This is a genomic window from Micromonospora sp. IBSANI012, assembly GCF_052814045.1.
In genome coordinates, this window is record NZ_CP199933.1 from 2147624 (window position 1) to 2164506 (window position 16883).

17 protein-coding genes are annotated in these 16883 nt (G+C 72.5%); 15 read left to right on the plus strand and 2 right to left on the minus strand.

Going from position 1 to position 16883, the window contains the following annotated elements:
• Positions 1 to 120: 120 nt before the first annotated feature.
• From ACTWM8_RS10080 to pdxY, 11 genes are all read left to right on the plus strand, one after another.
• Positions 121 to 840, plus strand: coding sequence for an SDR family oxidoreductase (locus tag ACTWM8_RS10080; RefSeq protein WP_446213568.1), 720 nt, complete (start codon positions 121 to 123; stop codon positions 838 to 840).
• Positions 840 to 1622, plus strand: a complete 783-nt coding sequence (locus ACTWM8_RS10085) for an SDR family oxidoreductase (protein WP_446213569.1) — start codon at positions 840 to 842, stop codon at positions 1620 to 1622. The genes ACTWM8_RS10080 and ACTWM8_RS10085 overlap by 1 nt, the downstream gene beginning before the upstream one ends.
• The gene (locus ACTWM8_RS10090; protein ID WP_446213570.1) at positions 1619 to 2602 is read left to right on the plus strand and encodes an NADPH:quinone oxidoreductase family protein; all 984 of its coding nucleotides are present in this window, start codon (positions 1619 to 1621) and stop codon (positions 2600 to 2602) included. Before ACTWM8_RS10085 ends, ACTWM8_RS10090 begins: the two co-directional genes overlap by 4 nt.
• Positions 2599 to 3312: an HAD family hydrolase gene (locus ACTWM8_RS10095; RefSeq protein ID WP_446213571.1), complete on the plus strand. Its 714-nt coding sequence runs from the start codon at positions 2599 to 2601 to the stop codon at positions 3310 to 3312. Before ACTWM8_RS10090 ends, ACTWM8_RS10095 begins: the two co-directional genes overlap by 4 nt.
• Positions 3309 to 4064: a 3-oxoacyl-ACP reductase FabG gene (gene fabG / locus ACTWM8_RS10100; RefSeq protein ID WP_446213572.1), complete on the plus strand. Its 756-nt coding sequence runs from the start codon at positions 3309 to 3311 to the stop codon at positions 4062 to 4064. The genes ACTWM8_RS10095 and fabG overlap by 4 nt, the downstream gene beginning before the upstream one ends.
• Positions 4065 to 4081: 17 nt before the next feature.
• Positions 4082 to 4534 (plus strand): MaoC family dehydratase, encoded by a 453-nt coding sequence (locus tag ACTWM8_RS10105; RefSeq protein ID WP_358007233.1) that lies wholly within the window; start codon positions 4082 to 4084, stop codon positions 4532 to 4534.
• Positions 4531 to 5559 (plus strand): phosphotransferase family protein, encoded by a 1029-nt coding sequence (locus ACTWM8_RS10110; RefSeq protein WP_446213573.1) that lies wholly within the window; start codon positions 4531 to 4533, stop codon positions 5557 to 5559. The genes ACTWM8_RS10105 and ACTWM8_RS10110 overlap by 4 nt, the downstream gene beginning before the upstream one ends.
• Positions 5559 to 6791 carry an acyl-CoA dehydrogenase family protein gene (locus ACTWM8_RS10115; RefSeq protein WP_446213574.1) on the plus strand — a complete coding sequence of 411 codons (1233 nt, stop codon included), beginning with the start codon at positions 5559 to 5561 and terminating at the stop codon, positions 6789 to 6791. The genes ACTWM8_RS10110 and ACTWM8_RS10115 overlap by 1 nt, the downstream gene beginning before the upstream one ends.
• Positions 6792 to 6960: 169 nt before the next feature.
• Positions 6961 to 8238, plus strand: a complete 1278-nt coding sequence (locus ACTWM8_RS10120) for a multidrug effflux MFS transporter (protein WP_446213575.1) — start codon at positions 6961 to 6963, stop codon at positions 8236 to 8238.
• Between the two features lie 118 nt (positions 8239 to 8356).
• Positions 8357 to 8647 (plus strand): GNAT family N-acetyltransferase, encoded by a 291-nt coding sequence (locus tag ACTWM8_RS10125; RefSeq protein ID WP_446213576.1) that lies wholly within the window; start codon positions 8357 to 8359, stop codon positions 8645 to 8647.
• A 149-nt stretch (positions 8648 to 8796) separates the two neighbouring features.
• Complete coding sequence (gene pdxY / locus ACTWM8_RS10130) at positions 8797 to 9648, plus strand: pyridoxal kinase PdxY (RefSeq protein ID WP_446213577.1); 852 nt, start codon at positions 8797 to 8799, stop codon at positions 9646 to 9648.
• A gap of 47 nt (positions 9649 to 9695) precedes the next feature.
• Here the strand turns inward: pdxY and ACTWM8_RS10135 are convergent, their stop codons facing one another.
• Complete coding sequence (locus ACTWM8_RS10135) at positions 9696 to 10355, minus strand: TOPRIM nucleotidyl transferase/hydrolase domain-containing protein (RefSeq protein ID WP_446213578.1); 660 nt, start codon at positions 10353 to 10355, stop codon at positions 9696 to 9698.
• A gap of 185 nt (positions 10356 to 10540) precedes the next feature.
• Here ACTWM8_RS10135 and ACTWM8_RS10140 point away from each other — a divergent pair, with 185 nt between their 5' ends.
• The 4 genes from ACTWM8_RS10140 (at position 10541) to ACTWM8_RS10155 (ending at position 15363) form a co-directional block, all read left to right on the plus strand.
• A complete protein-coding gene (locus ACTWM8_RS10140) occupies positions 10541 to 12169 on the plus strand; it encodes a family 10 glycosylhydrolase (RefSeq protein ID WP_446213579.1) in 1629 nt (542 codons plus the stop codon).
• Between the two features lie 189 nt (positions 12170 to 12358).
• Positions 12359 to 13687, plus strand: coding sequence for a PP2C family protein-serine/threonine phosphatase (locus ACTWM8_RS10145; RefSeq protein WP_446213580.1), 1329 nt, complete (start codon positions 12359 to 12361; stop codon positions 13685 to 13687).
• A gap of 116 nt (positions 13688 to 13803) precedes the next feature.
• Positions 13804 to 14745, plus strand: a complete 942-nt coding sequence (locus tag ACTWM8_RS10150; protein ID WP_446213581.1) for an anti-sigma factor RsbA family regulatory protein — start codon at positions 13804 to 13806, stop codon at positions 14743 to 14745.
• Positions 14746 to 14892: 147 nt separating this feature from the next.
• On the plus strand, positions 14893 to 15363 hold the full coding sequence (locus ACTWM8_RS10155) for a phage holin family protein (protein ID WP_446213582.1): 471 nt from the start codon (positions 14893 to 14895) through the stop codon (positions 15361 to 15363).
• Between the two features lie 45 nt (positions 15364 to 15408).
• On the opposite strand, the gene ACTWM8_RS10160 is transcribed toward ACTWM8_RS10155, so the two are convergent.
• Positions 15409 to 16752 carry a glycoside hydrolase family 18 protein gene (locus ACTWM8_RS10160; RefSeq protein WP_446213583.1) on the minus strand — a complete coding sequence of 448 codons (1344 nt, stop codon included), beginning with the start codon at positions 16750 to 16752 and terminating at the stop codon, positions 15409 to 15411.
• Between the last annotated feature and the right edge of the window lie 131 nt (positions 16753 to 16883).

A 16883-nucleotide genomic window follows, 5' to 3' on the forward strand; every position in this document is an offset into this window, starting at 1 on the left:
CCGCTGCGGCGTCGCACACTTCATCGAGCCTAACGTAAGCAAGCGCTTAGTAACCCTGAAGGGGAGGCCGTGTCCCAAGCTGTAGCGACGTCCACGAGATTCACCGGACGAACGGCGATCGTGACCGGTGCCAGCCGGGGCATCGGCCTGGCCATCGCCGAGCGGCTGGTGGCCGAAGGCGCCAAGGTCGTCATCACCGCCCGCAAACAGGAGGCGCTCGACCAGGCCGTCGCCCAGCTGGGCCCGGAGCACGCGCTCGGCATCGCCGGCCACGCCGACGACGCCGACCACCAGGCCGAGGTCGTCACGCGCGCGATCGACACCTTCGGCAGCGTCGATCTGCTGGTCAACAACACCGGCATCAACCCGACGTACGGGCCGATGGTCGAGCTGGACCTGGCCGCCGCCCGCAAGATCTTCGAGGTGAACTGCCTCGCCGCCCTGTCCTGGGTGCAGCAGGCCTATCGGGGCTGGATGAAGGAGCACGGCGGGGCCGTGGTCAACGTCTCCTCGGTGGCCGGCCTCCGGCCCGCGCCCGGCATCGGCTTCTACGGGGCCAGCAAGGCGATGCTCATCCACCTCACCCAGGAACTCGCCGTCGAGCTCGGCCCGGACATCCGGGTGAACGCGGTCGCCCCGGCCGTGGTGAAGACGAAGTTCGCCACCGCCCTGTACGAGGGGCGGGAGGAGCAGGTGGCCGCGGCGTACCCGCTCAAGCGGCTCGGCGTCCCCGACGACATCGGGAGCGTCGTCGCGTTCCTGCTCTCCGAGGACGCCGCCTGGATGACCGGCCAGCTGCTGGTGATCGACGGCGGCGTCACCCTGACCGGAGGTGTCTGATGCCGGTACGGGACAAGGGCGTCGTCGTCACCGGCGCCGGCCACGGCATCGGCCGCGCGCTGGCCACCCGACTCGCCGCTGAGGGCGCCCGGGTCGTCGTCAACGACCTCGACGCCGAGGCCGCCGTCCGGGTGGCCGAGGAGATCGGTGGCCGGCCCGCCCCCGGTGACGCCGCCACCGAGCAGGGGGTCGCCGCGCTGGTCGAGGCGGCCCGAGGCCACCTGGGCAGCATCGACGTCTGGATCGGGAACGCCGGCATCGACCGCGGTAACGGGCTGCTGGCCACCGAGGAGGACTGGGCCGCCAGCCACGAGGTGAACGTCATGGCCAACGTACGGGCCGCGCGGCTGCTGGTCCCCGGCTGGGTCGAGCGCGGCTCGGGTCGGTTCGTGGTGACCGCGTCGGCGGCCGGGCTGCTCACGATGATCGGGAGCCCGACCTATTCGGTCAGCAAGCACGCCTGCGTGGCGTTCGCCGAGTGGCTGTCGTTGACCTACCGGCACCGTGGCGTCGTGGTGCAGGCGATCTGCCCGCAGGGCGTACGGACCCGGATGCTCGACAACGCCGGGCCGTTGCAGGAGTTGCTCAGCCACGATGCGGCGATCACCCCCGAGGACGTCGCCGAGGCGACGTGGCAGGCCCTCCACGACGACCGGTTCCTCGTCCTGCCGCATCCCCGGGTGGCCACCTACTACGCGCACCGCGCCACCGACACCGACCGCTGGCTCAACGGCATGAACAAGCTCCAGCAGCGACTCGAGGACCAGGGGGCAGCCCGATGAAGGCATGGCGGGTCGCCGACCTCGGTGAGCCCCGCGACGTGCTCCGGCTCGTCGACGTGGCCGACCCGGAGCCGGGCCCCGGGCAGCTCGTGGTGCGGGTGCTGGCCGCTCCGGCCAACTTCCCGGACGTCCTGATGTGCCGGGGCGAGTACCAGGTCAAGCCGGAGCTTCCGTTCACCCCCGGGGTCGAGCTGTGCGGCGAGGTCGTCGCGCTCGGCGAAGGTGTCGACGGGTTCGCCGTCGGCGACCGCGTGCTCGGCGGCGCGACGCTGCCGTACGGCGGGTTCGCGGAGTTCGCGCTGCTGGCTGCGGCGGCCACGTTCCCCGCGCCCGCCGAGCTCGACGACGCCGAGGCGGCCTCGCTCTACATCGGGTACCAGACCGGCTGGTTCGGCCTGCACCGGCGGGCCGGGCTGCGCGCGGGCGAGACGCTGCTGGTGCACGCCGCGGCTGGCGGCGTCGGCAGCGCCGCCGTCCAGTTGGGCAAGGCGGCCGGCGCCCGGGTGATCGGCGTCGTGGGTGGTCCGGAGAAGGCGGCGGTGGCCCGGGCGCTCGGCGCCGACGTGGTCGTGGACCGCCGGGAAGAGGACTTCGTCGAGGTGGTCAAGGCCGAGACCGGTGGTCGGGGCGCCGACGTCGTCTACGACCCGGTCGGCGGCGAGACCTACCAGCGTTCGACCAAGTGCGTCGCCTTCGAGGGCCGGATCCTCGTGGTCGGCTTCGCCGGCGGTCAGATCCAGTCCGCCGCGCTCAACCACGCCCTGGTCAAGAACTACTCGATCGTCGGCCTGCACTGGGGCCTGTACCACCGCTACGACCCGGCGGCCGTCGCCGAATGCCATCGCGCCCTCACCGCGTTGGCCGCCCAGGGCGCCGTACGACCCCTGGTCAGCCAACGCCTCGCGCTCGACGAGGTGGCCGACGGGGTGCAGGAGCTCGCCGACGGCGTCACCGTCGGCCGGGTGGTGTACGTCTCGTGAGCACCGCGAACCAGGTGGACGCCGTGGTCTTCGACTACGGCGGCGTGCTCACCGGACCGGTCCGGGACTCGATCGCCGCGTGGCTGCACGCCGACGGCATCGACCCGGCGTCGTTCTCCCGCACGCTCAAGGCCTGGCTGTCCCGGGGCGCCCCGGACGGCACCCCCGTCCACGGCCTGGAGACCGGGGCGCTGGGCGTCGACGAGTTCGACGCGCTGCTCGCCGCCGAGCTCACCACGCTCGACGGGCGTGCGGTCGATCCGGTCGGCGTCCTGGCCCGGCTCTTCGCCGGGATGCGCCCCGACCCGGCGATGGTCGACCTGGCCCGGCAGCTGCGCGACGCCGGCGTGCGCGTCGGCCTGCTCTCCAACAGTTGGGGCAACACGTACCCGCGCGAGCTGATCGACGGGCTCTTCGATCCCGTCGTCATCTCCGGCGAGGTCGGGCTGCGCAAGCCGCTCGCCCCGATCTACACGCTCACCCTGGAGCGACTCGGGCTGCCGGCCGACCGGGTGCTCTTCGTCGACGACGCCGAACCAAACGTGCTCGGCGCCCGCGCCGTCGGCATGCGCGCGCTGCTGCACACCGACGCCAACAGCACGCGGGCCGCGATCGCCGCGCTGCTGCCCGCCGCTCGCACCGGCCTCCCACGGCCGCGGCCCGGAGCCGACCTGCCCCATCCCGCCCGCACCGAGGAGTTGACCCCATGACCGTCACCCGCACCGCAGTCGTCACCGGAGCGGCCCGTGGCATCGGCGCCGCCGTCGCCAAGCGCCTCGCCCGGGACGGCTTCGCCGTCGCCGTCGTCGACCTGGACGAAGCGGCGGGCAAGCCGGTCGTCGAGGAGATCCAGGCCGGCGGCGGCCGAGCCCTGGCCGTCGGCGCCAACGTCGCCGACGAGCAGGCGGTGCAGGCCGCCGTGGACCGGATCGCCGAGGAACTGGGCGAGCCGACCGTGCTGGTCAACAACGCCGGCATCACCCGCGACAACCTGCTGTTCAAGATGACCGCCGACGACTGGGACGCCGTCATCAACGTGCACCTGCGGGGCTCGTTCCTGATGAGCCGCGCCGTGCAGGGCTACATGACCAAGGCCGGTTGGGGGCGGATCGTCAACCTGTCCAGCACCTCCGCCCTGGGCAACCGGGGCCAGGCCAACTACGCGGCCGCCAAGGCCGGCCTGCAGGGCTTCACCAAGACGCTCGCCCTGGAACTCGGGAAGTTCGGGGTCACGGCGAACGCGATCGCCCCCGGCTTCATCGAGACCGAGATGACCGCCGCCACCGCGGCGCGGGTCGGCATGGCCTTCGAGGACTTCAAGAACGCCGCCGCGGCGCAGATCCCCGTCGCCCGCACCGGCACGCCGGAGGACATCGCGCACGCCGTGTCGTTCTTCGCCAGCGAGGGAGCCGGTTTCGTGTCCGGCCAGGTGCTGTACGTCGCCGGCGGGCCGAAGGCCTGACCGGGAAAGGAGAGATGATGAAGGTCTTCCACGGCATCGAGGAGCTGGAGCAGGCGGTCGGCACCCACCTCGGCTACTCCGACTGGCACACCGTCACCCAGCAGCAGATCGACGCCTTCGCCGAGGCGACGGGCGACCGCCAGTGGATCCACGTCGACCCCGCGAAGGCGGCGCACGGCCCGTTCGGCAGCACCATCGCGCACGGATACCTGACCTTGTCGCTGGTGCCGATGCTGGTCTGGCAGGTGTACAAGGTGGAGGGGCTCAGCATGGGCGTGAACTACGGGGCCAACAAGCTCCGCTTCCCCTCCCCGGTCCCCGTCGACTCCCAGGTGCGGGCCGGAGTGGAGCTGTTGTCGTTGGTGCCCGGCGGCGGTGGCTACCAGCTCACGGCGAAGGTGACCGTCGAGCTGGCCGGCGCCGGGAAGCCGGCGTGCGTGGTCGAGACCGTCAGCATCCTGGTGCCGTGACCGCCGCCGACCGGCCCGACCCGCCGGGCCTCGACCTGGCCCGACTCTCCGACTGGTTCGCCACCTCGGTTCCCGAGGCGGCCGGGGAGCTGACCGCCCGGCTGGTCGCCGGCGGCAAGTCCAACCTCACCTACGAGGTCGGTGACGGGCGGAGGGCCTGGATCGTCCGGCGGCCGCCGCTGGGGCACGTGCTGGCCACGGCGCACGACATGAGCCGGGAGTACCGGGTCATGTCGGCGCTCTGGCCGACCGACGTGCCGGTGCCGAAGACGTACGCGCTCTGTTCCGACGCCGACGTGCTGGGCGCCCCGTTCTACGTGATGGAGCGGGTCGACGGTACGGCGTACCGGCACGCGGCCGAACTCGAGCGGCTCGGCCCGGAACGTACCCGGGTCATCTCGACCCGGCTGGTCGACACCCTGGCCGCGCTGCACGCGGTCGACCCGGTGGCCGTGGGGCTGGCCGACTTCGGCCGGCCGGAGGGCTTCCTGGCTCGGCAGGTGAGTCGCTGGAAGAAGCAGCTCGACGCGTCGTACTGCCGGGACCTGCCGGCCGCCGACGAGCTGCACGCCCGGCTGGCGTCCGGCGTGCCGAGCGAGTCCACGCCGGGCATCGTGCACGGCGACTACCGCCTCGACAACGTCCTCACCGACGACCGCGACCGCCTCGCGGCCGTCATCGACTGGGAGATGGCCACCCTCGGCGACCCGCTCACCGACCTGGCGCTGCTGGTGCTCTACCAGCGCCTCGGGCGGCTCGTCGGGGTGGCGGTCGCCGACGCCTCGTCCGCGCCCGGCTTCCTGACCGAGGACGAGATCCTCGACCGGTACGCGGCGAGCAGCACCCGCCCCCTCCCGCCCTTCGGCTTCCACCTCGGGCTGGCGGCCTTCAAGCTGGCCGCGATCCTCGAGGGCATCCACTACCGGCACCTGCGCGGCCAGACCGTCGGCTCCGGCTTCGAGCGCCTCGGCGAGGTCACCGAGCTGCTGCTCGACGCGGGCCTGACCTACCTCAAGGAGCACTGATGGACTTCGCCCTGGACCCGAGGACCGAGGGGCTGCGGGACAACCTCCTCGACTTCATGGACAGCCATGTCTACCCGGCGGAGCACGCCTTCCACGAGCAGCTCGGGCAGCTCGGCAACCGCTGGGCCTGGGACGCGGTGCCGGTGCTCGCGGAGCTGCGCGCCGCGGCGAGGAAGCGCGGGCTGTGGAACCTCTTCCTGCCGGGCACGCACGGAGCCGGCCTGACCAACCTGCAGTACGCCCCGCTGGCGGAGATCACCGGACGTAGCCACCTGGCGCCCGCCGCCCTGAACTGCGCCGCCCCGGACACCGGCAACATGGAGGTGCTGGCGATGTTCGGCACCGAGCAGCAGCGCAAGCAGTGGTTGGAGCCGCTGCTGGACGGTCGGATCCGGTCGTCGTTCGCCATGACCGAGCCAGACGTGGCGTCCTCCGATGCCACCAACATCTCGACCCGGATCGAGCGGGCCGGCGACCAGTACGTGATCAACGGCCGCAAGTGGTGGATCACCGGCGCGATGAACCCGAACGCCCGGATCCTCATTGTCATGGGCAAGACCGACCCGGACGCCGAGCGGCACCGTCAGCAGTCCATGGTGCTGGTCCCACGGGACACCCCGGGCCTGGTGATCAAGCGGGGCATGGAGGTGTTCGGGTACGACGACCACGACCACGGCGGGCACGCCGAGCTGGAGTTCCACGACGTACGCGTGCCGGTGGAGAACCTGATCGGCGGCGAAGGCGACGGCTTCGCTATCGCGCAGGCCCGGCTCGGCCCCGGCCGCATCCACCACTGCATGCGCTCCATCGGCGTCGCCGAGCAGGCCGTCGAGCTGATGTGCGCCCGCGCCGAGCAGCGGACCGCGTTCGGCAGGCCGCTGGCCGAGCAGGGGGTGATCCGCGACTGGATCGCCGAGTCCCGGGTGCGGATCGAGCAGCTGCGACTGCTGGTCCTCAAGACGGCCTGGCTGATGGACACCGTCGGCAACAAGGGCGCGCACACCGAGATCCAGGCGATCAAGATCGCCACCCCCGCGACCGTGCAGTGGATCCTGGACAAGGCGATCCAGGTGCACGGCGCCGCCGGCCTCTCCCAGGACTTCCCGCTGGCGGGCGCCTACGCCCGCATCCGCACCCTGCGCTTCGCCGACGGACCCGACGAGGTGCACAAGAACGCCCTGGCCCGCCACGAACTGCGGCGCCAGGCGGCGAGGCGGGCCAACCCCGCCTGACCCACCGGAATCCGCTGCCGGATCGCCGGCTGACCGCCGTCGCCCGGCTGTGACCTGCGTTACCTGTTCGGCGACGGGGAATCAGATCACCGGATCCGGATTTGGATTCAGGTGTGACTCCTGCCCTGCACCCGGCCCGGCTCCGTGACGGCCGATCGAAGACGACCCGATGACCGTCGACGCCCCGGAGGGGCGGGCGGTCCCGCTGACACCCGGCGACCTGATGACCCCCCGACAACGCCTGCGGCTCGTCCTGGTGCTCGGGTCGCTGATCGCGGTGGGTCCGCTGACCATCGACATGTACCTGCCCGCGCTTCCCGCCATCGTCGACGATTTCCGGACGACGCCGGCGGCGGTCCAACTGACCCTCACCGGCACGCTGGCGGGCCTCGCCGTCGGCCAGTTGCTGATCGGCCCGCTGTCCGACGCCGTCGGCCGGCGCGCGCCGCTGATCGCCGGCATCGCGCTGCACGTCGTGGCGTCGCTGCTCTGCGTGGTCGCACCGAACGTCACGGTTCTCGGCGGCCTGCGGGTGATGCAGGGCCTCGGCGTGGCGGCGGCCACGGTCGTCGCGATGGCCGTGGTCCGCGACCTGTTCGACGGCGCGGCCTTCGCCAGGCTGCTCTCCCGGCTGCTGCTGGTCATGGGGGCGGCGCCGATCCTCGCGCCGACCCTCGGTGGCGGATTGCTGCGCTGGACCGACTGGCGCGGCGTGTTCGTGGCCCTGGCCGCCTTCGGTGTGCTGCTCGTCGTGGTCGCCGCGCTCGGCCTCCGCGAGACGCTGCCGGCCGAGCGGCGCCGGCGCGGCGGGGTGGTCGCGACGGTCATCGTGTACGGCGCGCTGCTGCGGGACCGGACGTTCGTGGGCCTGGTGCTGGTCGCCGGGCTGGCCATGGCGGCGTTGTTCGCCTACGTCGCCGGGTCGTCGTTCGTCCTGCAACAGCAGTACGGGCTGGACGAGCAGCAGTTCGGGCTGGCCTTCGGCGCGGGCGCGGTCGGACTGATCGCGGCGACCCAGTTCAACGTACGGCTGCTGCGCCGCCACTCGCCGCAGCGGATCCTCGTCGTCGCCCTGGGCGTGGGAACCGTGGCCGGACTGGCCCTTCTCGCCTTCGCCGCGACCGGCCTCGGCGGGTTGCCGAGCCTGCTGGTGTCGTTGTGGGTGGTGCTCGCGGCGGCCGGTCTGGCGATGCCGAACGCGCCGGCCCTGGCCCTGTCCCGGCACGGGGAAGCGGCCGGTACGGCCTCCGCCCTGCTCGGCGCCGTGCAGTTCGGCGTCGGCGCGTTGGCCGCGCCCCTGGTGGGCGTGCTGGGCACCGGCGCGGTGGCCATGGCGCTCGTCGTCGCCGGTGGCATGGTGGCGGCGATGGCGGTGCTGCTCGTCGTGGTGCGGCCGGCCCGGCTCGCCGGCCTGGCGCCGGAAGCGGTGGTCGTGGCAGCGCACTGACGCCCGGTGAGCCGGCACCGACGACGCGGTTCGTCCGGGCCGCGGTGCCCGGGAGCGTTGCCGGCCTCACACCCGGTTCCGCAGGCGGGCGTGCTTCGATGGTGGGGTGGAGTTCACCGTGAATGACGCGCCGGAGCGGGAGCGGTTCGAGGCGCGGGACGAGTCGGGTGCGCTGGCCGGGGTGGTCACCTACCAGTTGACCGGCAACATCATCGCCTACACGCACACCGAGGTCGATCCGCAGTTCGAAGGCAGGGGCCTCGGCTCGACCCTCGCTCGCGCGGTGATGGACGACGCGCGGGCCAGGGGCCGGACGGTGGTGCCGATCTGCCCGTTCCTCGCCGAGTGGCTGGGCAAGCACCCCGGGTACGACGACATCGTGGTGCGATCCACTCGTAAGGTCCGATAGCCGCCGCCCGACCCTGGGCAGGGGTTGACGCTCGTCAGCGACGCGCCGAAGCGGGCCGGTACTCGCCGGCGAAGCGGCCGGGGTGGGCGAATCCGTGAGAAGCGGCGGGCCGTACGCGCGGCACCGGCGGGAACCGCCATGATGAGCCGGTGAAGATCCTGTCCATCCAGTCCTCGGTCGCCTACGGCCACGTCGGCAACTCCGCGGCCGCCTTCCCCCTTCAGCGCCTCGGGCACGAGGTCTGGCCGGTGGTGACGGTCCACTTCTCCAACCACACCGGGTACGGCGCGTGGCGCGGGCCGCTGCTGGCGCCGGCCGACGTGGCCGAGGTGATCGCGGGTATCGGCGACCGCGGGGTCCTTGGCAGCGCCGACGCGGTGCTGTCGGGCTACCAGGGTGACCCGGCGATGGGCGCGGTGATCCTCGACGCGGTCGACAAGGTCAAGGCCGCCAACCCGGACGCGGTGTACTGCTGCGATCCGGTGATGGGCGATGCCGGCCGCGGGATGTTCGTCCGGCCGGGCATCCCGGAGTACCTGCGGGACACCGTCGTCCCGCGCGCGGACATCATCACCCCGAACCACTTCGAGCTGGACTTCCTCGCCGGCCGGGCGACCAACTCCCTGCCCGAGCTGCTGGACGCGGTCGACGTGGTACGCGAGACGGGACCGCGGCACGTCCTGGTCACCAGCGTGCTCCACGGTGACGTGCCGGTGGGGTCGCTGGAAGTGGTGGCCGTCTCCGACGAGGGCGCCTGGGCGGTGACCACCCCGCTGCTGCCGATCAGCCCCAACGGCGGCGGCGACGTCACCGCGGCGCTGTACCTCGCGCACCTGTGGACGACGGGTTCGCCCGCCACGGCGCTGGAACGCACCATCGCCTCCGTCTTCGCCGTACTGGAGGCGACCCTCGCGGCGGGCACCCGGGAGATCCAGTTGATCGCGGCCCAGGACGCGATCGCCGCGCCGCCCGCCAGGTTCGCCGCCCGGCGGCTGCGCTGAGGGACGTCCCTCGGGGCGCTCACCGCGTGGGCGGACCGGATCGCGGGTCAGGAGTGGGACGGGAGCAGGTGAGCCAGCGGCCGGGGTACCTGGTTCGGGTCGAGGGCGTCGACGAGCGCGCGGGCGTACCGGGCCTTGCGACCGCTGGTCGTACCCATGAAGCGGCGCAGTTGCCGCTCGATCGCGCGTCCCCGCTGCGCGGGCTGGTTCTGGAAGACCCGGAAGCGGGCCAGATCCTGTTCGGCCGCCAGGACCCCCTCGACCCCGGCCGTGCCCAGCGCGCGAATCAGCTCGTCCTCGAGATCGGCGACGCACACGTAGAAGCCCAACGCCTCCATCCCGGAGCGGGTCAGGTCGCTACCGAGGCCGGCCTGCTCCAGCCCGCGCCGGAAGTAGCCCTCTTCGCCCTCGTCGCAGAGCCCCCGGATGGTCACGGCGAGCCCCTGCGCGCCGAAGAGCCGCAGGAACCGACCGACGCTCATCGCGCCGCCGATCGGCAGGACGCACACGCCCTCGCCGGCCAGATCCCGGTTGCGCCGGACGGCCAGCGCCTCCACCGCGCTCCGGTCGCTGACCCCTTCGACGAGGACGACCGTTGCCAGGCCATCCTCGGCCAGTTCGCGGGCCACCGCGGCCGCCGCCGCGGCGTCCGTGCCGCCGGCCGCCCACGTGCCGACGGCGGCGCGGAATCGGTCCGGCTCTCGCACAGATCAGAGTCTCGCAACGGCCGGTCCCGGACCGCCACCGGAATTGTGGCCGGGCAGCCGCGTGTCGAGGTGACACCGAATTCTCCGGGCCCGCCGCCTCCCGGCGGACCCACCGGCCTTAGCTGACCGTTAAGTAACCCTCCACCCGGTTCACCCGGCCGGGCAGCACTGGGCAGACTGGGGCAATGCCCGCCGCCGATCCGCCCGCTCACCGCCGTCGTACCCGCGCACTCATCGCCGTCGTCGCCGCGCTCGCCCTGGCGGTCGCGGTCGGCGCCTGGTCGGTGCGCGAGCGGGTCGTCGACGACGAACGCGGCGCCGTCGCCGCTCTCGGCCCGGCGCACGCCGCTCCCAACTGCGCCGGCCGGGCGGCGCTGGCACCCCGCGAGTTGCGCGGCATGTGGATCACGACGGTGAACAACATCGACTGGCCGAGCCGGCGCGGGTTGCCGGCCGAGACGGCGCGGGCGGAGTTCCGGGGCTGGCTCGACCTGGCCGTGCGGCGCAACCACAACGCCGTCTTCGTACACGTGCGGCCCAGCGGGGACGCCCTCTGGCCGTCAAAGTACGCGCCCTGGTCGGAGTGGCTGACCGGCCGCCGCGACGGCCGTGACCCGGGCTGGGACCCGATGGAGTTCATGATCAGCGAGGCACACGCCCGCAACCTGGAGTTCCACGCCTGGTTCAACCCGTACCGGGGCGGGCAGCCGGCCACCGTCGGGGGGCCCGGCCCCCGGCTGGACCAGCTGGCGCCGACACACCCGCTGCGGCGGCACCCCGACTGGGTGGTGACCTATCCCAGCGCCGACCGGCCCGGCAGTCGCCTCTACTTCAACCCGGGCATCCCGGAGGCGCGCGCGTTCGTCGAGGACTCGATGCTGGAGGCGGTCCAGCGCTACGACGTCGACGGCGTGCACTTCGACGACTTCTTCTACCCGTACCCCGAGGCCGGGCAGGACTTCCCGGACGACGTGGCGTTCGCCCGGTACGGCCGGCGGTTCCCGGACAAGCACGCCTGGCGCAGGGACAACGTGAACACGCTGGTCCGTGAGATGAGCGAGCGGATCAAAGCGATCAAGCCGTGGGTCAAGTTCGGCATCAGCCCGTTCGGTATCTGGCGCAACAAGCGCACCGACCCGGCCGGCTCACCGACAGCCGGTCTGCAGAGCTACGACGACATCTACGCCGACACCCGGCTCTGGGTCCGGCAGCAGTGGCTCGACTACGTGGTGCCGCAGCTCTACTGGCACATCGGATTCGACAAGGCCGACTACGCCAAGCTGCTGCCGTGGTGGGCGGCCACGGTGAAGGGCACCCGGGTGCAGCTCTACATCGGCCAGGCCGACTACCGGGTGGGGGAGCGCGGCGCCTGGCGCGACCCGGCCGAGCTGGACCGCCAGCTCGCCCTCAACCGCCGGCACGGGGTGAGCGGAAGCGTGCACTTCAGCGCCAGCCAGGTGCGCGCCGACAAGCTCGGCGCGGTCAGCCGGTACAGCGGAGCGCACTACGCCGGCCCGGCGTTGGTGCCCGCGATGGCGCAGCTACCGGCGGCGCCGCCCGCCGTACCCGCGGTCACCGGCGGGCGGCGCGACGCCGGCGGGGTGGCGCTGACCTGGCGCCCGGACGGTGCCGCGAGCTTCGCCGTCTACCGGGTGGACGGCGACGCGGCCCGGCTCGTCGGCACCGCCCGGGGTACCGGCTGGGTCGACCGCGCCGCCCCCGCCGACCGCCCGCTCTCCTACTGCGTGTCCGGCCTGGATCGCAGCGGGAACGAGGGCCGGCTCAGCGCGCCGATCTCCGTTGACGTGCGGTAGGAGCATGTTCTGCTCGGTGCGGCGGCGGAGCCGGCCCGGTCAGCCCGCACCACCTGCCGGGGGTGGACGAGCGACGGTCACCCCGATGACCGATTCGTCGGGATGAGCCACCCCGAGATCAGCAGGATGGCAGTGACGGTGGCGCTCCTGAGGGGCTGCTCCGGGCCCGGGGAGGGCTAGGCTTCTGCCGTGATTGGTGTGCAGGGTGGCGGGAGCGACGAGCGGCTCCGCCGTATCGAGGCGATCACCGATGCCGCGCTGTCCAAGCTTGACGTCGACGACCTTCTCGACGAACTCCTCGACCGGGTGCGAGAGGTGTTAGGGGTCGATACCGCCGCCGTCCTGCTGGTGGACGTGCACGCCCAGCAGTTCGTGGCCGCCGCGGCGAGAGGGTTGGCGGACGAGGTCCGGCAGGGCTCGCGGATCTCCGTCGGCCGCGGCTTCGCCGGCCGGATCGCCCGGGAGAAGCAGTCCATCGTGCTGGACGAGGTCACGGCCGCGGACGACCCGACGCTGTTCGACAGAGGGGTCTGCTCGCTGTTGGGTGTGCCCATGCTCGCCGGCGGCGAAGTGATCGGCGTACTGCACGTCGGCTGCCTCCAGCCGCACCGATTCACCGACGACGACGTGCAGGTGCTCCAACTCGCCGCCGATCGGGCGAGCCTGGCCAGCCGGAGCCGGGCCAGCAGCATCGACCGCACCGCCGCCCTCGCCCTGCAACGCAGCCTGCTGCCCACCCACCTGCCCGATGCGCCCGGCGTGGACATGGCCGCCCGCTATGTGCCCGGCCACGACGCCGGCGTGGGCGGCGACTGGTACGACGTGTTCACCCTCCCGTCCGGCTGGCTGGGCGTCGTCATCGGCGACGTGTCGGGACACGGGCTGCGCTCGGCGGTCGTGATGGGGCGCCTGCGCAGCGCGCTGCGCGCGTACGCATTGATCTGCGACGATCCGGCGAGCGCGCTGACCCTGCTGGACCGCAAGATCCACCATTTCGAGGCCGGGAACCTCGCCACGGTCCTGTACGCGATGATCTCCCCGGACCGCACCATCATCCGGATGTCCCTCGCCGGGCACCTGCCACCCGTGCTGGCCACCCCGGGACGGCCCGCCGAGACGCTGAACCTTCCAGTCGATCTTCCACTGGGTGTGCGCCCGGATCGACCGGCCCGCCGACACACCGAGGTCGCGTTCCCTGCCGAGGCGGTGCTGGTCTGCTACACCGACGGGCTCGTCGAACGCCGCGGCGAAGTGATCGACACCGGCATCGAGCGGCTCTGCGCGGCCGTCGAACCAGGTGCCGCCGAAGCGGTCTGCGCCCGCATCATGACCACGCTCGCCGGCGAACAGCCGACCGACGACATCGCCGTGCTCGCCATCCAGGCGACCGGCAAGTCGCGCGTGAGCCCGGGCGCCGACCGGCACCGCCGGGCCGCCGTCGGCGGGACTCGTCCGCTCCGGCAGCGGCGGCAGCCGGGGCCGGGCCCGCAGCGGCAGTCAGGGCCGGGTCGGGTCTGACCGGCCGTTACGTCGCCCCGCCCGTACACTTCACCTGACCGGTGCCAACCTGGTATCCGGACTGACGCTGCGATGGCCCGACGAGGCGGCTGGACCACGCACTCGGAGGCTGCCGCATGAGCATCTCGGTCGCCACCAGGACCGACGATTTCGTCCACCCCGCCCTCTTCTACGGCGACCGCGAGGAGTACCTGGCCGGCACGGTGCCGTTCATCCACGCCGGCCTCGCCGCCGACGAGCCGGTCATGGTGGCGGTACCCGGGGACAACCTCCACCAGATCCGTACCGCGCTCGGCGTCGACGCGGACCGGGTGCAGTTGCACGACATGAGCGAGGCCGGGCGCAACCCGGGGCGGATCATTCCCGGCGTCCTGCTCGCCTTCGCCGCCGCGCACCCGGGCAAGCGGGTACGCATCATCGGCGAACCCATCTGGGCCGGCCGTACCGCTGTCGAGTACCCCGCCTGCGCCCAGCACGAGGCCCTGATCAACGCGGCGTTCGCCGGCCGGCAGGCCACCATCCTCTGTCCCTACGACACCAGTCGCCTGGACCGGGACTGGCTCGACGACGCCTGCCGCACCCACCCCGTCCTGCAGAAGGACGGCGCGGAGTGGGCGAGCCCGTACTACGCGGACCCGGTCGCGGTTGCCGCCGGGTTCAACCTGCCGCTGCCGGATCCGCCTGCCCGGGCGAGCACCATCGCCATCGACGTGCACGCTCTCCCGGCCATCCGCCGGTTCGTGACCGCGCACGCCGTCGCCGCGGGGCTGCACCCGGACCGGGTCGCCGACCTGACCCTGGCGGTCAACGAACTGGCGGCGAACACGGTCAGACACACCACCGGGGGCGGTACCCTCGCGGTCTGGACCGACAGCACGCGGCTGATCTGCCAGCTCACCGACACCGGGCACATCACGAATCCGCTCGCCGGCCGGCTTCCGGTGCCGCCACGGCAGCCGGGCAGCCGAGGACTCGTCCTGGTCAACCAGCTCTGCGACCTCGTACGCGTCCACACCAGGCCCGGTGCCACCACGATCCGCCTGCACATGCACCGCTGAGCCGGATGACCGACCGCTTCCGGGCACAGCTCGACTCCCCCGGTCACCTTGTCACCTTTGTCCTAGCTTCCGCCCCGGGCGTCGGGACAGGTATGGCGGTGACGTTCATGGGTAAGCGGCTGCCCCCAACGGAGGAGGAGCGGGCCCATGAGTGACGCGGCAGCGGGACGGTCCGGCGGACTCGGACGGGCGGCCGGTCCGACCGACCGCTTGGCTGCCGAGGTGGCGGAGGTGGTGCGTGCGGAGGTCCGCGAGGTACGCACGCACGTCCTGAGGGCGGTTCGTCCGGCGGGGGTCGGTCTGGCGCTGCTCGCCACCGCCGGAGGGTGTGTGGTCCTGGGAGCCGGGGCCGCCTCGGCGACCGCGCTGCGCCTGCTGGAGACCTTCCTGCCCCGCAAACTGGCCACGGCGGGACTCACCGGGGGCTACCTCGTGGCCGCCCTGGTGCTGGGCCGGGCAGGCCTGACGCAGCTGCGGGCGGCCGGCGGTGGCCCGGCCTGGCTGGCGGACGAGATGCAGGACGCCGTCTCCGCCACCGCGAGTCAGGTGGTGCCGGCCGGTGCCGCCGCCGTTCGCGAAGAATTCGATCGGTGGGCGTCCGACCGGCAGGGCCACTGACGTCACCTCCCCATCTCCGCCACTGGCACCGGCTGCGGCGCGCGGCTACGGCGTCGCAAGCCCGAGGCCGATCGTCTTGGTCAACGTGGCGTTGTCGTCGTCGCCGTCCAACGACCAGACCATCGCTCCGGCCAGGCCGGCCCGCCGGATGTACAGCGTCTTCTGCAACACCACCGCCGGATCGTCGTACGTCCAGAAGGTCGTGCCGTCGAACAACCAGGCATGGCCGGCACGAAGGTCCCGGTGGACGGTGAAGCCGTTGCCGGCCAGGGTCTTGAGCCGCCGGTAGTCCTCGTACCCGGCCTCGAAGGTGGCCGGCGCGGGCCCGGTCGCGGGCTGGAAGAGACCGTTGCCGCTCCCGCCGACGCCGGTCCAGCCTCGGCCGTAGTAGGGGATGCCCAGGACCAGCTTCTCGCGCGGCGCACCGCGGGCGAGCCAGCCGTCGATCGCCACCTCTGCGGAGAAGTCCGGGTTGTCCGGCGCTCCCGACGGTACGCGCAGCGCCGACTGCTGGTTGGTCACCGGGTCCCACGCGCCGTGGAAGTCGTACCCCTGCACCGTGGCGAAGTCCAGGTGCCGGAAGATTTCGCGACCCTCGTATCCGGCGTCCATGGCCGCCGGGTTGGCCGGCAGGAAGGCCGTCAGCGGGTGGTGCCTGCGGGTCGTCCGGCCGTACGCGTCGAGTTGCCGGCGGAACTCGGCGAGCAGCTCGGTGAAGTTCTGCCGGTCCTCCGGGCGGACCACGTTGCCGGGCTCACCCGGCCAGTTCGGCCACTCCCAGTCGAGGTCGATGCCGTCGAAGACGCCGGCGGCGGCACCCGGGCCGCCACTGCCACCGTCGAGGACCGGGAGGTTGCCCTTGAGGTAGAGGTCGATGCAGGAGGCCACGAACGCCTTCCGGGAGGCGTCGGTGCGGGCGGCGTTCGAGAAGTACGTCGACCAGCTCCAGCCGCCCAGCGAGATCATCACCTGCAGGCCGGGATGCTTGGCCTTGAGCTTGGCCAACTGGCCGAAGTTGCCGTTGAGCGGTTCGCCCCAGGCGTCGGCGACGCCGTCGACGCTCTCCTCCGCCGGGACGGGACGCTGGTAGTCGGCCCAGGCGTCACCCTCGCCCGGCCCACCGTCCACGAAGCAGCGCCCGTCCTCGCTGACGTTGCCGAAGGCGTAGTTGACGTGGGTGAGGCGGCTTGCCGCCCCGGAGGTGTCGAGCTTCTTCACCGGGAAGGCCCGGCCGTAGATGCCCCACTGGGTGAAGTAGCCGACCCGGTGGTAACCGGCACGGCGGTTCCTGCTGTCGTCCGCGCTGGCGGCCGTCGGCGGGGCGGCGGTGACCAGCATGGTCGCCAGGGCGACGCCGGCGGTGATTCGGCGGTGACGGAATGGTCGCATCGGCACTCCCACGACGGTGGAGAGAATTAGTAAAGAGACCTTTCTGATTGATGAACCTAAGCGGATCGACATTCCGGGGTCAAGAGGGTCGCTGCGACCGACGGCCAGCTGGCTCCACCCGGCGGCCGACG

Bases quoted from the DNA above. Each gene is read 5' to 3' on its own strand.
- ACTWM8_RS10085 (WP_446213569.1), top strand. From the start codon at position 840: ATGCCGGTACGGGACAAGGGCGTCGTCGTCACCGGCGCCGGCCACGGC.
- ACTWM8_RS10140 (WP_446213579.1), top strand. From the start codon at position 10,541: ATGCCCGCCGCCGATCCGCCCGCTCACCGCCGTCGTACCCGCGCACTC.
- ACTWM8_RS10120 (WP_446213575.1), top strand. From the start codon at position 6,961: ATGACCGTCGACGCCCCGGAGGGGCGGGCGGTCCCGCTGACACCCGGC.
- ACTWM8_RS10105 (WP_358007233.1), top strand. From the start codon at position 4,082: ATGAAGGTCTTCCACGGCATCGAGGAGCTGGAGCAGGCGGTCGGCACC.
- fabG (WP_446213572.1), top strand. From the start codon at position 3,309: ATGACCGTCACCCGCACCGCAGTCGTCACCGGAGCGGCCCGTGGCATC.
- ACTWM8_RS10150 (WP_446213581.1), top strand. From the start codon at position 13,804: ATGAGCATCTCGGTCGCCACCAGGACCGACGATTTCGTCCACCCCGCC.
- ACTWM8_RS10115 (WP_446213574.1), top strand. From the start codon at position 5,559: ATGGACTTCGCCCTGGACCCGAGGACCGAGGGGCTGCGGGACAACCTC.
- ACTWM8_RS10155 (WP_446213582.1), top strand. From the start codon at position 14,893: ATGAGTGACGCGGCAGCGGGACGGTCCGGCGGACTCGGACGGGCGGCC.
- ACTWM8_RS10090 (WP_446213570.1), top strand. From the start codon at position 1,619: ATGAAGGCATGGCGGGTCGCCGACCTCGGTGAGCCCCGCGACGTGCTC.
- ACTWM8_RS10160 (WP_446213583.1), bottom strand. From the start codon at position 16,752: ATGCGACCATTCCGTCACCGCCGAATCACCGCCGGCGTCGCCCTGGCG.